Source organism: Cellvibrio sp. ARAG 10.3 (assembly GCF_051846955.1).
Lineage (GTDB): Bacteria > Pseudomonadota > Gammaproteobacteria > Pseudomonadales > Cellvibrionaceae > Cellvibrio.
On record NZ_JBPYCU010000005.1, the window covers coordinates 100,393 to 117,065 of the forward strand.

Here is a 16,673-nt window from a genome sequence, read left to right on the forward strand (position 1 = left end):
CCCGCCCCTGCAAGTTACACCGCAGGAGCGACAAAAAGCTTTATACTGCCCGCACTTTTTACCCCAGGTTTCGCCCATTGATATTTGCGAGTCATTATGTCTGCAGCGCCCATCCGTGTTCATTTCGATATCGCCATCATCGGCGGTGGCGTGGCGGGTTTGTGGCTGGCCAATCGCCTGGCGAATACCGGTTACTCGCTGGCTCTGTTTGAAGCCGGGTCTTTGGGCAGCGATCAAACCATCGCCTCCCAGGGCATGATCCACGGCGGCATGAAATATACCCTCAGCGGGGCCCTGACCGGCGCGTCAGAAGCCATTGCCGAGATGCCGCGCCACTGGCGCGCCTGCCTGTGTGGCGAGGGCGACGTAGACCTGCGCACCACCCGCATCCTCAGCGACCATTTTTTCATGTGGTCCAGCGAAACCATGGCTTCGCGCGTTACTACTTTCCTGGCGAGCAAACTGACCCGTGGCCGGGTTGAACCGGTTGCGGATGACAAACGCCCGCCGCTCCTGCGTACGCACCATTTCAGCGGCAGCTTGTACCGGCTGGAAGACCTGGTGCTCGACGTCCCCAGCCTGATAGCCAATCTTGCCCATAACCTGCCCGGCCGCATCTTCCAACTGGCAACTGCCCATTCGCGGTTGAGCGCCACCGACGGTGACGTGCGCCTGGTCATCGAACAGGACGGGCAAACCATCGAAGTGACAGCGCAACGCTTTATCCTGACGGCGGGCAAGGGGAACGCCGCGTTGTTGCAGCAACTCGGGTTGCACCAGCCAGCGATGCAGTTGCGCCCGCTACAACAGGTGATGGTCAAGCACGCTTACCCGCACCGCTTTTATGGCCATTGCCTGGGCGCCGATACCACTCCACGCCTTACCATCTCCAGCCACACGACCAGCTATGGCGCTCCGGTGTGGTATCTGGGCGGTAGCCTGGCGGAACGGGGCGCGCAGCAGGATGCCGCAACGTTGATTGACAGCGCCCGACAGGAACTGGCAAACCTGATGCCCTGGCTCGACTTCAGCGAGGCCGAATGGGCCACCCTGCCGGTGGAGCGGGCCGAGCCCTTACAGCGCAATTTTGCACGGCCGGACAATGCCTTTGCCTCCCCCGTTGCAGGCGTTCCCAACCTGATCCTCGGCTGGCCAACCAAGTTGACACTGGCGCCCAATCTGGCCAATGAAATACTCGGGTTGCTGCAGCAGGACGGGATTGCACCTGGCAAAACCGACGATGTATCTGTATTAGCTCATCACCTGCCCCGCCCGATTGTGGCTAAAACGCCTTGGGATATTGCCTTCCCGCCCCCACCTGATGACAGCCTCAACGATGACGAGATAACCGATGCTGACACCTAAACGCCTGGGCCAGACTGACCTTGCTATCAGCCCCCTGGGGCTGGGTACTGTCAAAGTGGGCCGCAATCAAAAGGTTAATTACCCCACCGGCTTTGAGATCCCCGACGATGATCAGGTCGTACAGCTACTGGGGCTCGCGCAGGATCTGGGCATCAACCTGCTGGATACCGCTCCTGCTTATGGCACCAGCGAGGAACGCCTGGGCAAATTACTCAGTAACACGTCCCATGACTGGGTCGTTAGCACCAAGGTGGGGGAAACCTTTGTCGATGGGGAATCTCATTTTGATTTCACTCCCACCCAGGTGCGTTTGAGTATCGAACGCAGTTTGCGACGTTTGCGCCGTGACTATATCGACATGGTGCTGGTACACTCTGACGGCAATGACAGCGCGATCATTGAGCGCTATGAAGTGTTTGATGTGTTGGCTGAGCTCAAGCGAGCCGGCTGGTTGCGCGCCTTCGGCATGTCGACCAAAACTCTGGAAGGTGGCTTGTTAACCGCCCGGCATGCCGACCTGGTGATGGTGACCTACAACCTCGATCACCGCGCCGAAGAGGCCGTCATTGATGAGTGCTTGCGGCTGAATAAAGGCGTGCTGCTCAAGAAAGCCCTGGCCAGCGGCCACCTGTGCGTCGGCGATAGCGCGGAAGACCCGGTGCAGGCGAGTATGGATTTCGTGTTTTCCCACCCCGGTGTCAGCAGTGCGATCATCGGCACCATCAACCCGCAACATTTACGTGATAACGTGAGCAAGGCACTGCTTGCCCTGCACCAGGATTGAATCGATTTATGGCAACAACCGACAGTATGAACAACTGGCTCGATAGCGTTAAATGGGACAGCGACGGCCTGGTGCCCGCTATCGCCCAGGACGCGCGTAGCGGCCGTATTCTGATGATGGCCTGGATGAACCGCGAAGCCTTGCAACGCAGCGCAGAATTGAACCAGGCGGTCTATTGGTCGCGTTCGCGCAACCGCTTATGGCATAAGGGCGAGACCTCCGGCCACGTGCAGCACCTGAGTGAAATTCGCCTGGATTGCGATGCCGATGTGATCGTCCTGCAAGTTGAGCAAGTGGGCGGGATTGCCTGTCATACAGGACGGGAGTCCTGTTTTTATCGCGTCCTGAAAGACGGCGAGTGGCAGGTGGTTGATGCGGTACTCAAAGATCCTAAAGATATCTATCAATAATAACGCTCGACACAATCTATGAACGCTCACAACATACTGGAACAACTGACGCAGATCCTGGAAGCGCGCAAGAACAATGCCGATGCAGACAGCTCTTATGTGGCCAGCCTGCATAAAAAAGGATTGAATAAAATATTGGAAAAAGTCGGTGAGGAATGCACCGAAACGCTGTTGGCTGCCAAAGATGCACAAGCCAGTGGTAACACCAGCGATTTGATTTACGAAACAGCCGATCTGTGGTTCCACACTCTGGTGATGTTATCTCACCTGGGTGAAAACGCCGACTCGGTTCTGAACGAACTGGCGCGACGTTTTGATGTATCCGGCCACACCGAAAAAGCGTCGCGCAAGCAATAACTCCCACTGAATGACAGAGGAAACATTATGGGTATCAGCGGTATCAGTATTTGGCAATTGTTGATCATTCTGGCAATCGTGATCATGTTGTTCGGCACCAAGCGCCTGCGCTCCCTCGGCAGCGACCTGGGCAGTGCCATCAAAGGCTTCAAAAAATCCATCAGCGATGAAGACGAAGCCAAAAACGACACCAGAAATGTTGAAGACAAAACTGCCCAGGACAACATCACCAGCGCGCAGAAAGAAAAAACTGAGCAGAAGTAATGTGCAAACCAGGGTGGGGCATGCGGGTTCACCGGCGTGCCCCTGACCCGATCAACCGCGACAGGTAATTGTGTGTTTGATATCAGTTTTTTTGAATTAATCTTGTGTGCCATTGTAGGCCTGGTGGTCATAGGACCGGAGCGCTTGCCGGAGACGGTACGCGCCGTCAGCCTGTGGATTGGTCGTCTGAAACGCAGCCTGCGCGAAACCCGCAGTGAGCTGGAGCGCCAGATAGGCGCTGACGATATTCGCCGCCAGCTGCATAACGAAGAGATTATGCAAAGCCTGGAAAAAACCCGCCGCGAGATTGAGAACGCGGTCAGGGATGGTGAACAAGCCGATCCGAAACCGCGCACCACTCAGGAACGCACCTACCAGGAACATGTTGAATTGCCTGATCACGCCCATATGGATGAACAACCCGCAGATGCAAGTAAACCTGCAGACGCGCCATCATCTTCCACTGTCCCCGAAAAAAGCGGCCATTGATAGCTATGAGTGACAAAGAGCTTCCGCTGGTACAACACCTGATTGAGTTACGCACGCGGTTATTGCATACCGTAATTTTCGTGCTGGTCGTTTTTTGTTGCCTGTTTTATTTTGCCAACGATATTTACTACATCATTTCGGCGCCCTTGCAAAACCTGTTGCCGGAAAACACCAGCATGATTGCCACCGATGTGGTCTCGCCTTTTCTGACACCACTCAAATTGACTTTCTTTGCCGCTGTTTTGTTATCTATTCCGTACATTCTTTATCAGATCTGGGCCTTTATCGCACCGGGTTTGTACAAACATGAAAAAAGCCTTGCCGCGCCCTTGTTAATTTCCAGCGTCTTGCTGTTTTACGCGGGCATGACCTTTGCGTATTTTGTGGTGTTTCCCCTGCTGTTCGGCTTTGTTACCGGCATCGGCCTGGAAGGCGTGGCCACCATGACCGATATCGCAAAATATCTGGATTTCGTTCTGCAGCTGTTTTTTGCCTTCGGCTTTGCATTTGAAATTCCTATTGCTGTGATCCTGATGATCCATGCCGGTGTGCTGACCCCGGACAGCCTGGCAGCCAAACGGCCTTATATCGTGGTGGGCTGTTTTATTATTGGGATGCTACTGACCCCACCGGATGTGTTCTCGCAGATCCTGCTCGCCCTGCCTATGTGGATGCTGTTTGAGGTCGGTGTGTTTGTAGGTCGCATATTGTATAAAAATAAAGAAGCCCGCGAGATCGAAGAAGCAAAGCAGGATTGAGTCGCTTACCCATTTCCGTTCTAACCAAAGAGCAAAATATTCTTTCTCGGCGGTTAGGTTTCTACTTAAGATAAGTGCCCACATGTTCTGGAAAGGAGAATGGCTATGACATTACGACTAGGCGATACCGCACCGGATTTTGAACAGGAATCCACCGCTGGCGTCATCAAATTTCATGAGTGGCTGGGCGATAGCTGGGGTGTACTTTTTTCACATCCATCTGATTTTACGCCGGTGTGCACCACCGAACTTGGCCTGACGGCAAAACTGAAAGACGAATTCGAAAAGCGCAACGTAAAAGCCATCGCGCTGAGTGTGGACCCGGTCGATTCACACCACGCCTGGGTAAACGATATCAACGAAACCCAAAATACCCGCGTTAATTTTCCTATCATTGCCGACGCTGATCGCAAGGTATCCGATCTGTACGACATGATTCACCCCAACGCGAATGCCACCCTGACCGTGCGCTCATTGTTTATCATTGACCCCGCCAAGAAAATTCGTTTGATCATTACCTACCCGGCCAGCACCGGACGTAACTTTGATGAGATTTTGCGAGTGATTGACTCATTGCAATTGACCGAACACCACAAAGTCGCCACACCAGGCAACTGGAAACCGGGTGAGGATGTGGTGATTGTTCCGGCCCTGCAAGACCCGGAAGAAATCAAACAGCGCTTTCCAAAAGGGTACAAGGTCATCAAGCCTTACCTGCGCATGACACCCGATCCAAGACAATAACCCGTCCAATAAAAAACCGGAGTGGTGGTTAGCCACTCCGGTTTTCCCCCGGTTACCCATCCTGTGGATTCTGTGTTTGGCCGAGCCTGTTAGCAGACCCGGACCCTAAACTGTTTCAGCAAAAAATTGTTGTAAAACCTGTTTATGCGCTTCAAATTTCTTCCAGCCCAATTCGTGGAAGTAGAAGGCGACGGTATTGATGGCAGGTTCAACCATTGCCACCGCGCTACCCACCAGGACATCCCCGGTCAGGGCGTAGGCAACAGAGAAAGCGACGGTGAAGTGAACGGTTGCGAAAGTCATTGTCTTGGCCATGGTGCCTGCTCCTTTGGATTACGTGTTGAATCCAGAATACGCCCGGCACCTGCAAAGCTAAAGACAATTGATGTTATGGATTAAATAGCCAATACCTATAAAAGGAATCATGGCATGGGTGGAAAGGTCTGACCCTCGACGTTGAGCATATTCTCGACCACAGCGGCGTTATAGAAGCCTTCCACCTTACGGATCTTGTCACCATCGACCGTACACCAGATAGCGATACGCACATCGCCAATGGGCTCAAAGTAGGTCTTGTAATCCAGCACGCCAAATACTGAATTACCTTCTGCCGCGATCTCACGCACCACGATATCTTTCTGAATGCCAGCCATCCCGAAGAGATAGGCGAGCATATCCTCCGGGTCGGTAAAGTACATGTTGGGCCCCACGTATTCAAAGCCCTCAACATGCAACAATTGCTTGGCCTGATCGAAGTGTTGGGACTTTATTCCATGGATAAACTGGGTGACGATTTCTTTGGGCTGCATGATTTCACTCTGAATGACACTGCCGGGTTCGGACGGAAGGATGCTGCGTGGAGGAACCCAATGAACAATTAGCAAACTGAACTAAGACGGTAAAGATGCCTTTCTAATGTTCCACTTCCATTGAGTCAAGCAGAAAGTGCAATGATCTGCAAGCTTGCGCGAGGTTTACGCATTTTTTGCACAATTTCACCGCAGTTGGCGGGTTTATTGGACAATACATCGGCAGGGTGCCAGAACCGCTTCGCCCGCCATAGCGGACGAAGCGGGAGCAATTAACTAAACCCGTCTAGGGAGCGTCCAGAGATAAGACGAGGGATTCCAGCGGTGCCAGCCTGATGGGGACCCGGGCATGGTTTTGCCGAACTGCCAGGGTGAGCCTTGTTTGCCCGACCAATTGATCCTGCAAGGCATAATCACCCGGCGCCAATGTCCAACTCTCCACGAGGTCCGCTGGGATCTCCAGATTGAACGAGCGGGTTTCGGTGGCTGAGAAATTGCTGATAACCAACAACTTATGGGCTTTGTCCGGTGTAGCTGCCCAACGCGCAAACGCGAACACATCATCTGTGTAGCCCGCTGTTGCACGGCGATTATGGCGGTGGAGTTCCCGGTAGGGTCCGCGCATCGCCGGGTGCTGGGCAGAGAGATTCATCAGCCGCACATAGAAGTCCCGCAATGCCTGTTCCCGCTCGCTTAAACCACCACCGTCAAACTTGCCGCCGTTCATCCAGCGCTGGTGGGCGGGTACGCCGGCGTAATCAAAGATGCTGGTGCGTGTGGGGTCACCGAAACCGGAGTCCAGCATGCCGTCTTCGCCCACTTCCTGGCCGAAGTAAATCATCGTGGGTGAGCGGCTGATCAGGGCCGACACCACCATCGCCGGTTTGCCTTTCTCCGCGCTGCCGGCGAAGTCAGGGCTGGCAATACGTTGCTCATCGTGATTTTCCAGGAAGTGGAGCATATGCGCTTCGATATCTGCCAGGTCCGCCTGGATCTTCACCAGGCTGTCGGTGGAACCCGTGCCCTGCATGATGGTTTTGAGCGTATCGTAGAACTCCACTTTATCGTAGAGATAATCCATCTTGCCCAGATGCAGATAGTTGCGATATTCCCTGGGGTTGTAGACCTCGGCTAATAAAAACGCATCCGGGCTTTTCACTTTGATCGAGGAGTTCAGATAGCTCCAGAATTCCACCGGCACCATCTCGGCCATATCAAACCGAAAACCGTCAACGCCCATGTCCAACCAATAGTGGGTGATAGCGCGAAACTTTTCCCACGAATCGGGTAAATCTTTGTCGGCCCAGAAGGCTGCGTGTGCCCGATAATTTTTTTCGGCGTACCCGGCTGGCAGTGTCGGAAAATCGTAGCTGCCGTCGGGGCGCACGCCGTAATTAATCTTTACGGTTTCATACCAGTCGTGGAAATGCGGTTGGGCTTTACGCGAACCATTGCCGGTCCACTTGGCGGGCACCTCTGAAAATTTTCCATCGGCGAGCGGGTGTGCACCACCACCCAGCGGACGATAATTTTCCAATGGCTCGGGCACACGGAAATGTTTATCGGGCACATAATAAAAATTATTGTCGCGCTGATAGGCAACCGAAGTATCGTCGTTAACACCGAAATCCTGCACACCTGCCGGCTTGTGCAAGGATTCATAACGACGCGCTACATGATTCGGCACGATATCAATGATGACCTTCATCCCTTGCTGATGCGTGCGCTCGATCAGTGCCTGAAATTCTTCCAGGCGCTGTTCAGGATCAACCGCCAGATCGGGATTCACGCTGTAATAATCCTTTACCGCGTAGGGTGAGCCGGCGCGCCCTTTCACCACGTCCGGGTCATCATGGCTGATACCGTAAGCAGAATAATCGCGAATTACCGCGTGGTGCGGCACACCGGTGTACCAGATGTGCGTCACGCCCATGGCTTTGATTTCAGCCAGAGCGGTATCCGTAAAGTCGTTAAATTTTCCCACACCGTTTTCTTCAATGGTGCCCCAGGGCTTATTGGTGGTGTTGGTATTGCCGAACAGCCGGGTAAATACCTGGTACACCACCGGCTTGCCCGCCGGTTCAACCAGCGTTTCCGTTGACGGTGTGTGCGTGGTGCAAGCACCCAGTCCTGCAAGGGCAGCGCCAATCAGTAATATATGTTTTCGCTTCATGGATCAGTCCAGGGCTTTAAAACGAATCGCGGCACCGCCGCTGGTAGCGAGGCTGAGTTGCAGCGTATCGCCATGTTTCATATTTTTCTTTTCGATCACCATCGCATAAGGATTGGTTTTCCAGTCGGCGTCTGGCCCATCGCGATAAATCTGCGCTTCGTAGTTTTTACCGGGTGAAAGGAAATCCAGCGAAACACTGAGCTTGCGGGCGTCTTCATCCGTCAAGGCACCGAGGTACCAGTCTTCCCCACCGCGCTCCTTACGGGCAAACACCACATAATCGCCTACTTCGCCGGCCAGCGCGCGACTCTCTTCCCAATCAGTGGGGACATCGCGAATAAATTGAAATGCATCCGCATGTTTTTCGTAATTTTCCAGCAGGTCTGCCACCATTTGAATCGGGCTATATAGCACCACATAGAGTGATAATTCTTTGGCGAGTGTGGAGCGCACGCGGTTCTCGGCGTCGAGCCCATAAGGTGCAAGATCAAAAATACCCGGCGTGTAATCCATAGGACCGGACAACATACGCGTGAACGGCAGGATAGCGGTGTGCTCAGCGGAGTTGGGTGGCGAACCCCATGCGTTATATTCCTGCCCGCGTGCGCCTTCCCGCGCAATCCAGTTAGGATAGGTGCGGCGCAAACCCGTGTCCTTGATCGGTTCGTGGGTGTTGATACTGATCTTGCGTTTTGCCGCTTCGGTCACGGAGCGCAGGTACTCTCCCACCATAAATTGTCCATCGTGCCACTCGTTACGCACGATACCTTGTTCGTCGATGCGCTTGATTTTTCCACCGTCGGCCACGTAACCGGTTTTCACCTGGGCCACGTTATGTTGTTGATAAAGATCGAATGCATCAGCCATTTGATTTTTATAATTCGTTACCGCACCGGAGGTTTCGTGATGGCCGATCAAGCGCACGCCTTTGGATTTTCCATAAGCGGCAATCTCCGGCAAATTAAAATCGGGATAGGGTTCGGTAAAACTGAAGATATCGCCGTTTGCATACCAGTCGCCATCCCAACCGATGTTCCAACCTTCAACCAGCACACCGGAAAAGCCATGTTGTGCCGCGAAATCCATATGGCGTTTGGTTTCTGCCGTGGTTGCACCGTGTTTTTCACCGGAACCCCAGGTCGCGGTTCCCACGTGCATGCCCCACCAGATACCGACATATTTGCCTGGCTCAACCCAGGAGACATCACCCAATTTATTCGGCTCATTCAAATTCAGGATGAGATCGGAATTCAACAAGCCCGTAGCATTCGCTGCAATTTGAATCGTCCGCCAGGGCGTCTTGAATGGCAATTGCGTTTTTACACGAATACCGTCGGACCAAGGGGTTAAATCAGCTTTCAATACGCCGTTGCGTTGTTGGTCCAGAGTCATGGAGGCGTAGTCAACCAGCGCCGCTTCGTGAATACTCACGTGCACGCCCGTGGGGGATTTAAAGGTAACCGGCGTGTGCACCCGGTCCACCACATCAAGCATGGTGGTGTTATACAAATATTCGTAGCGATTCCAGCCGCGCGATGGAATCCACCAGGTTTTGGTTTGTTCCGGCGCGGGTAAACTAAAGGTGGTTTTTTCATCAATGATGTCAATTTTTCCCTGCCGATTATCCGCCAGCTTTTTTTGTTGCGGTACTTCGTAGCGGAACCCGACACCGTCGTTAAATACCCGCACGCGCAGGGTGAAATGGTTGGACGATTTTTTGTCAGCGCGTGCAAAGGTTACGGCCAATTCATTGTGTTGATCGCGCACCAGACGCCGTTCGCCCCAGGGTTGCTCCCAAGTGGTATCCTGCTGCGTTTTTTTATGGTCGGTTATCTTCAGGTCGCGTACGAAGCCTTCGACCTCCTTGAACTCCAAACCCAATGCAGAGGGGCTGATCACCTCTTTACCGCGAAATGCAATATGGTAACCAGGCAATCCGTTGTCATCATTAACCTGGAAGACAATATTGCCGTCGGGTGACGCGACCTTAAGCGTTTCGGCTGAAAGGTTCAGGCTCAGCAGCGCTGAACATAGCAGGATGCTGCGCCGTACAAGAGTTAAATTCATGGTCATGTAATTCTCCACACGCTGTTAAATAGGAATTAACGAAGCTCAATAATGGTCGATGATTTTTTTTCCAGCGTCAGGGCGGACGCCAGGTTCATTGTTTTACCGGTCAGCACGTCTTTGCCTGATGCGTTGTCTGCAATAAAATCTTTGAAGCGCGTCAGATCGAGTGTGACTTCTGCGTCATTTTTATTGAGGATGACCATCAAGGTGTCTTCCTCGTTGTAACGAAAATAGACGTACACACCATCCATCGGTGCAAAGTGTTGCAGCTTGCCGGTATGCACCACCGTTGCACCTTTTCGCCAGTTCAGTAAACGTTTGATAAATGCCTGGGTATCGCGTTGCGCTTTATTTAAGCCTTTGCCGGTGAAAGCATTTTGCTTGTCGCCGCTCCATCCGCCGGGCATGTCCGCACGCACCGCACCGTCGTCGCGTTCGCGCGGGCTGGTCATTAAAATTTCTGAGCCGTAATAAAGCTGCGGAATGCCGCGCATGGTGGCCATATACACCATGGCCATCCTGAAGAGATCCACATCCTCATGCAAAAAACTGTAGATGCGCGAGGTGTCATGATTTTCCGGAAAGATCACCAGATTGTAGGGATCGGGGTAGATAAAATCATTGGCCAGGGTTTCGTACAAGCGAATCAGGCCGGTGTCCCAACCCTCTTTCTCCAGCAACGCGATTCGTAGCGCATCGTGAATGGGAAAGTCCATCATGCTCGGGGCATAGGGCACATGACCGCTGGGGTTTTCCTTGCCCTTTTGCCAGTGCGCGACAATATTGGGATTACCGCTCCATTCCTCGCCCACAATATTCAAGCGGGGATATTCTTCCATCACGGTTCTCGCCCACTCGCTCAGAAATTTTTCATCCGCATAACCGTAAGTGTCTTCACGAATACCGGACAAGCCCGCGTATTCGATCCACCATAAGGTGTTCTGAATCAGGTAACGCGCCACCAACGGATTGCGTTGGTTCAGGTCCGGCATAGCCCGCGAGAACCAACCATCCTCAAACCTGGCTTTATCATCCGGCGCGGCATAAGGATCCTGGATGGTGGTGCGGCGATGATTGGTTTCAACATAGGTGTCCGGATTGTTCAGCCAATCGCGACTGGGCATATCCTTCATCCACCAGTGCTCGGAACCGATGTGATTGAGGATAATATCCTGAATTACACCGATACCTTTATTACGCGCTTGTGCCACAAAGTGTTTGAAATCCTCGTTGCTGCCGAAGCGCGGATCAATCAGGTAATTGTTGGTAGCAGCGTAGCCGTGGTACGAATAAGCCGGCTGGTTATTTTCCAATAAGGGGTTGGGCCAGATTTGCGTAAATCCCATGTCGGCAATGTAATCGAGGTGACGTGTCATGCCCGCAATATCGCCGCCGTGTCGCCCACCCGGGTTCTTGCGATCCGCCTTTTCCGTCATCTGTGCGACGCTATCGTTGTGCGGATTGGCGTTGGCAAAACGATCCGGTGTAATGAGATAGATCACATCTGAACTGTCAAAGCCGCGCCGTTGCGCAGAGTGTTTTTCCCGCGCCTGTAATTCATAATTGGCACTGACGTAAGTCTTCCCTTCTCTGCCAAAATCTATCGAAAATTGCCCAGGTTTTGCTGAAGGCTCAATATTCACAGTCACAAAAAGATAATTCGGATTGTCCACCTTCTTTGTGTTAATCAGGGTCACACCGGGATAGCTAATTGCTGGCGTCAGCTCACTGATATCCTCGCCATGCACCAGGATCTCGATCTCGTGGTAACGCATGCCCACCCACCAGTTAGCGGGCTCAAGGTGTTGGATAGCGTATTGTTGGGCAGATACAGGGATCGTTAACAACAACACCCAACACATCAGAATGATTTTCATATCGACTCCATATTATTTATTGTTAATCTGCGCGAGAAATTCACCGTAGCCTGGCATCTGTTGCAGTGGTGACTGTTTGATGCTTTTCATATTGTTTAATAGCGCGCGCAATTGCGTGTCTGTGACCTGATTCGCCATCGGGTGATAGTCTTCCGGTAACAAGCCCTGCCCGATCAACACTTGCAACCAGGAGGATTCAACAAATAATTCATCCTGGGTTTTGACGAGTGTGCCGGTTTGGCGAAACAAAGCGATTTTTTGCGCGAGGCTGTGAGGAATATCAGAGTGTCGTAACGCATCCCAGAAGGGCTCACCTGCCCGTTGGTTTGCGTGATAGTGCAAGATAATAAAGTCGCGGATCTGCTCGAACTCCAACGCCGATTGACGGTTGTATTCGGCAATAGCCGCCGGCTCAATCTGTTGATGCGGAAACAGTTTTAACAGCCGCACCACGGCAGACTGGATAAGGTGGATGCTGGTGGATTCCAGGGGCTCAAGAAAGCCGCTGGATAAACCGATAGCCACCACATTGTGACGCCAGCTTTCAACACGTCGCCCGGTGCTAAAGCGAATCAAGCGCGGCTCGTCGGTGGCGGTGGTGTCAAGCCGGGTTAACAAGCGATGGGCGGCCTCGTCATCCGAGCAGTATTCACTGCTGTATACCAGACCGTTACCGTTGCGATGCTGGAGCGGAATACGCCATTGCCATCCGAACTCATGTGCAATTGCCCGCGTAAACGGCAGTGGTTTTTCCAGTGGCTCGGACGGTACCGCCACCGCGCGATCACAGGGGAGCCAATGGCTCCAGTTTTCAAATGGCGTGTCCAGGGCTTCCTTGATCAACAAACCACGCAACCCGGAACAATCCAGAAATATATCGCCGGCAACAACCAAACCACTCTTCAGCACGAGCTGCGTGACATCACCCGAGTCAGCATCGCGCTGCACCTGCTCAATCAGCCCTTCGGTACGTATCACGCCGCGCTGCTCGGCGTAGTGCCGCAAATACTGTGCGTAAAGGTTTGCATCAAAATGAAAGGCGTAAGGTAACTCCAGGTTCGGATCTTGGGTGGAAAGCGGTGCGAATTTATTGGCCGCAATGCAGTGGTAATTGAGATTGTAGTCCCACAAGTCCGGGGCAATATTGGCCTGACGGGCGCGCAGCCAAAAATGTTGGAACGGACAAAACGCAAAGTCCTGCCCCACTGCACCAAACGCATGGAAATAATGCTGACCCGGCGTGTGCCAGCCATCAAACCGGATGGCAAGTTTGATGGTCGCCCGAGTCGCGCGAAGGAAATCAGCTTCATTAATGCCCAAGGCGTCGTTTAAATGGCGAATGGGTGGAATTGTTGCCTCACCGACACCGATAGTGCCAATCGCATCAGATTCAATCAGCTCGATGCTTAATGCACTACCCATTAACTTGCTTAACAGCGCCGCCGCGATCCAACCCGCCGTGCCGCCGCCAACAATGACAACTTTTTTTAGGGGATGCTTCATCATGGCCAACCTGAAAAAAAGCCCCGTCAGCTGTCACTGACAGGGCCAATTTTTACCGACTTGCAATAAGCGCTATCAGAATTTGTAGTTGAAGCCTAACAAATAGTTAGCACCGAAGTGTTGGTACTTACTGACCTGACGCGGATCGTCTGCATCGGCGGTCACCGTATCTTCGTCGGTGAAGTTTTGCGCTTGCAGGGTGATCGTCAGCCCTTCCAATCCACGGATACCGCTTTCACTAAAGTTGTAACCAATTTGAGCGTCCCACAATTCAGCACCGCGATCCGTGATGGGCACCAACGACAGACTGACACCGCGTTCTTCAGTCAGGAACTCGTCACGCTTGCGCCCACTCACGCGGAACTCAAACCCGTTTTTCTCGTAGTAAACCGTCAGCTGATACATTTCGTCAGACAAACCGGGAATTTCCTGCTTGGCGCCATCCACTTCGATTTCACCGTCCAGCAAGGTATAGCTTGTTGTCATACCCAGGCCATCCAGCACATCGCTGAACAAATGGAACGGCAAGCTCACCTGGAATTCCGCACCCGTTACATAACCGTCGCCCGCTTCAGCGATGGCAGTGGTATAACCGGTAGTTGATACCAGCTCAGGAATATCCGCGTCGTGGTAACCCGGAATCACGTAATCAGAAAAGTCTGTCAGTGTGCGATTGCTGACGTGCCAGTTTTGGATGTCTTTGTGGAAAACCGCAACGGATACCATGCCATCGTTAGCGTAATAATATTCGTAGGCCAAGTCTGCCTGAACCGCTTCAATAGGTTTCAGCGCTGCATCGCCGGATGAAGCATCCCAGGCACTGAAATCAGGATCTGAACTAGCGCGACGCGCCGCGTCGAAACTGAAATTAATGGTGTCGCCAGGCTTCATTGAATCCATACGCGCTCTTGATGCTGTTTTCGAAGCAGCAAAGCGCACAATTTGATCGTCGGTGACCTGGAAGTTCATGTTCAGGCTAGGCAGCACTTTGGTGTACTTATCGCCACCTGTAACGGGTGTTGCCACCACAGTGCCTTCTTCACCGGTATAGGCATCATAACCCGTTGCACTTTGATCTGTGTGAACAACCTGCACACCCAGATTACCGGAGATAATGCCGGACTCGAAATTCGCCATGGCATAACCGGTGGTGACTTTTTCGGTAACCTCGTAGGTATCACCCAAACGGGATGGCTCGTATTGGTCTGCAACGACCTCGCGATAGATACCGTCGTTATACAAACCAATACCGTCATAGGCCAACACACTGCCTAATCCCAGGAAGCTAAGATCAGCGGAGCCCACAATGTAATCCGCTGGCACAGCAATATCACCACCGGCTACGGTCACGCCATCAGCAGCAAAATATCCCGGCGCAATCAGGAAGGAACCATAGTTAATTTTTGATTTGCTGCGGTCAGAGTAATTAACACCAAATTCCACGCTGTTGATGATGGAAAAATCAACTTCACCTTCCGCCTGTAAGCGCAATGTATCCAGTTCTTCTTCAAACAACGGGTTATTAACAAAACCGTCTTGCGCGTTATTCTGACCAACCACTTGCGCAATAGCGCCGCCCCAGGCTTGCGGGCCGGCCAAACGGATGTTGGCTGGATCAGCGTAATCGGGCATGGAGATTGTGGAATGGGGACCGTACTGCACACCGTTGGCGGTCAGTACATAGGAACGTGCAGCCGGGTCACCCTGAGAGGCCGTACCCGCGCGCCCAACACCGGAATAGCTTTCAACGTTGAGCAGATCTTTTGAGGACTCGCCGGTAGCTGCGTCCAACGTCAGTTTCCAATTATCCGACATCTGGAACTCAACATTGAATCCGAATGTTGTCAGTTCACCGTCTTTTACTTCGCCATCGTTACGAATAACACTGTGGAAACCATTCCATTCACCGCTGGTAACCAGGTTGTCCTCAACCGTTGAGTGAACGTTTGTTACGCCGCCGCCCCACACGGTGCCTTCTTCCATTCCACGAAACACTTTGGAATCAGTAAAGTCGATGTACAAAGCATCCAATGTAAATGTCCATTGGTCATTCGGCGCGAATTGAATCACCCCGGAAAACGTATCACGCTCCATCATGGACGAACGAACATAGGAATCGTGCCCACCTAATGCAACAACTTCACCAGGCCCCTCATTGTCCAGATCGGCATAGCCCCACGCACGAAATTGTTCTTCCTGGCTGGGAGATTCCATGGTCGCGATTGACAGTGCAACGCCGATGGTATCGTCGGCAAACTTGTCAGAATAGGTAAACGCCAAACGATGGCCGGTATCATCATAGTCCGGGTTGGATGATGCCAACTCATTCATTTCATAACTGCCAGTGATGCCGATAATGCGATCTTTTTCAAGCGGGCGCAGGGTTTGCAAATCAACCGTACCGCCTAAACCCTGATTAACCAGGCTGGCATCAGGGGTTTTGTAAACCACAGCACCGGAAATAATTTCCGACGGGTATAAGTCATATTCAACGCCACGGTTGTCGCCAATGCCCAGGATTTCACGACCATTCATCGTCGTCGCTACGTAGTTTTCGTTAAAACCACGCACTGAAATACCGCTGGTGCGTCCGTCGCGACGCTCACCGCCAAGGCCGGGGAGACGAGCCAGAGATTCGGCAATACTGGTATCCGGTAATTTACCAATGTCTTCTGCATACACCGCATCAACAATTGACGATGCGTTTTGCTTGGCAGAAATAGAGTTTTGCAAACTGGCCCGGAAACCGGTCACAACCACTTCTTCGATAGGAGCGGCATCTTCAGCCTGGGCGTAAACATTAAGGGAGCCTGACACTAATGCCATGGTAGACATTAACGCCAATGCGTGATTGAAAGTGCGCTTTTTCATGATGACTCTCCGTGGAGGTATGACTATTATTTTTTATAAGCACAGTGTCGTCAGCGATTGTTATGCCTGTGTATTAACCTGTGCCCGATGCAGTAAACAGAGTTTCTGTCCTCTGGAGGATAGTAAGTCGTGGCACTCATGCCCACAATAGCGTGCATACGTATTCAACGGATCGCATACGTATGCAGTTTCATTGAGC

The 16,673-nt window shown here is 52.5% G+C and carries 15 protein-coding genes; 8 read left to right on the top strand and 7 right to left on the bottom strand.

The genetic code is table 11. The annotated features are described in order from the left end of the window. Positions 1-96: 96 nt before the first annotated feature. The 8 genes from ACSV5M_RS08330 to ACSV5M_RS08365 all read left to right on the top strand — a co-directional run bounded on the left by ACSV5M_RS08330 (position 97) and on the right by ACSV5M_RS08365 (position 5,171). Positions 97-1,365 (top strand): NAD(P)/FAD-dependent oxidoreductase, encoded by a 1,269-nt coding sequence (locus tag ACSV5M_RS08330; RefSeq protein WP_439175439.1) that lies wholly within the window; start codon positions 97-99, stop codon positions 1,363-1,365. Then, positions 1,352-2,149 carry an aldo/keto reductase gene (locus ACSV5M_RS08335; RefSeq protein WP_439175442.1) on the top strand — a complete coding sequence of 266 codons (798 nt, stop codon included), beginning with the start codon at positions 1,352-1,354 and terminating at the stop codon, positions 2,147-2,149. Before ACSV5M_RS08330 ends, ACSV5M_RS08335 begins: the two co-directional genes overlap by 14 nt. An 8-nt stretch (positions 2,150-2,157) precedes the next feature. Then, positions 2,158-2,559, top strand: a complete 402-nt coding sequence (gene hisI, locus ACSV5M_RS08340) for a phosphoribosyl-AMP cyclohydrolase (protein WP_439175445.1) — start codon at positions 2,158-2,160, stop codon at positions 2,557-2,559. An 18-nt stretch (positions 2,560-2,577) separates the two neighbouring features. Continuing rightward, complete coding sequence (locus ACSV5M_RS08345) at positions 2,578-2,916, top strand: phosphoribosyl-ATP diphosphatase (protein ID WP_439175448.1); 339 nt, start codon at positions 2,578-2,580, stop codon at positions 2,914-2,916. Positions 2,917-2,943: 27 nt separating this feature from the next. After that, a complete protein-coding gene (gene tatA, locus ACSV5M_RS08350) occupies positions 2,944-3,180 on the top strand; it encodes a twin-arginine translocase TatA/TatE family subunit (RefSeq protein ID WP_439175450.1) in 237 nt (78 codons plus the stop codon). A 72-nt stretch (positions 3,181-3,252) separates the two neighbouring features. Further along, positions 3,253-3,669: a Sec-independent protein translocase protein TatB gene (gene tatB, locus ACSV5M_RS08355; protein ID WP_439175452.1), complete on the top strand. Its 417-nt coding sequence runs from the start codon at positions 3,253-3,255 to the stop codon at positions 3,667-3,669. Between the two features lie 5 nt (positions 3,670-3,674). After that, positions 3,675-4,427 (top strand): twin-arginine translocase subunit TatC, encoded by a 753-nt coding sequence (gene tatC, locus ACSV5M_RS08360; protein WP_439175454.1) that lies wholly within the window; start codon positions 3,675-3,677, stop codon positions 4,425-4,427. Positions 4,428-4,532: 105 nt separating this feature from the next. Next, entirely contained in the window at positions 4,533-5,171 is a 639-nt protein-coding gene (locus ACSV5M_RS08365) for a peroxiredoxin (protein ID WP_439175456.1), read from the top strand. A 105-nt stretch (positions 5,172-5,276) separates the two neighbouring features. Here ACSV5M_RS08365 and ACSV5M_RS08370 read toward each other — a convergent pair whose 3' ends face one another. From ACSV5M_RS08370 to ACSV5M_RS08400, 7 genes are all read right to left on the bottom strand, one after another. Next, positions 5,277-5,486: a DUF2061 domain-containing protein gene (locus ACSV5M_RS08370; protein ID WP_439175459.1), complete on the bottom strand. Its 210-nt coding sequence runs from the start codon at positions 5,484-5,486 to the stop codon at positions 5,277-5,279. Between the two features lie 107 nt (positions 5,487-5,593). Then, positions 5,594-5,980, bottom strand: coding sequence for a hypothetical protein (locus ACSV5M_RS08375; RefSeq protein ID WP_439175461.1), 387 nt, complete (start codon positions 5,978-5,980; stop codon positions 5,594-5,596). A gap of 286 nt (positions 5,981-6,266) precedes the next feature. Further along, positions 6,267-8,153 (bottom strand): alpha-amylase family protein, encoded by a 1,887-nt coding sequence (locus ACSV5M_RS08380; RefSeq protein ID WP_439175462.1) that lies wholly within the window; start codon positions 8,151-8,153, stop codon positions 6,267-6,269. A 3-nt stretch (positions 8,154-8,156) separates the two neighbouring features. After that, positions 8,157-10,226, bottom strand: a complete 2,070-nt coding sequence (locus ACSV5M_RS08385; RefSeq protein ID WP_439175464.1) for a glycoside hydrolase family 97 protein — start codon at positions 10,224-10,226, stop codon at positions 8,157-8,159. Positions 10,227-10,255: 29 nt separating this feature from the next. Next, positions 10,256-12,100, bottom strand: coding sequence for a glycoside hydrolase family 13 protein (locus ACSV5M_RS08390; protein ID WP_439175467.1), 1,845 nt, complete (start codon positions 12,098-12,100; stop codon positions 10,256-10,258). Between the two features lie 12 nt (positions 12,101-12,112). Then, complete coding sequence (locus ACSV5M_RS08395) at positions 12,113-13,603, bottom strand: tryptophan halogenase family protein (protein ID WP_439175751.1); 1,491 nt, start codon at positions 13,601-13,603, stop codon at positions 12,113-12,115. A gap of 75 nt (positions 13,604-13,678) precedes the next feature. Then, entirely contained in the window at positions 13,679-16,474 is a 2,796-nt protein-coding gene (locus ACSV5M_RS08400) for a TonB-dependent receptor (protein WP_439175468.1), read from the bottom strand. Between the last annotated feature and the right edge of the window lie 199 nt (positions 16,475-16,673).